The sequence below is a fragment of the Oleiphilus sp. HI0117 genome, from assembly GCF_001635235.1.
Window position 1 is genome coordinate 1 of the sequence record NZ_LWGA01000434.1, and the last position, 433, is coordinate 433.

1 protein-coding gene is annotated in these 433 nt (G+C 40.9%); it reads right to left on the minus strand.

Annotated elements, in window-relative coordinates; genetic code table 11:
* Positions 1 to 152 precede the first annotated feature (152 nt).
* On the minus strand, positions 153 to 433 hold a 281-nt coding region (locus A3757_RS05075; RefSeq protein ID WP_156506188.1), incomplete at its 5' end, for a diguanylate cyclase domain-containing protein.

Sequence of the window (433 nt, forward strand, 5' to 3'; positions counted from 1 at the left end):
TTGTTGTTCTACCTTTCTTGTGTTTCAGGCAGTTGCTGTGCCCGATAGTTTTTATTTTTATTGTGACAAAAGCAGAATATCACGGTGTGTTGGTGCTGTAAGAGTATAGTCAGGGCTATCTCTTTGCTGCAAGTATATCTTGCAGGACTTGCTTAGTCTTCAAACCATACCTGATTTTCACCATTTTCTCGGGCTAGATACAGGCGATTGTCAGCATTTTTTAAAAGCTCAATTAAAGAGTTATTGTTGTTCTCGGTTATTCCTGCTGAAACAGTGAAGTTGAAGCTGAACTCATCTATCATAACAATATGGTCTTCAACTAGCTCCCTAAAGCCGTCTACAAGCTTTGCTGCTTGTTCCAGGCTTAGCCCTGCCATAAGTATTGCAACGTCAGAGTCGTTTATTCGAGCGTATTGGAAGCGATTGAATGCCT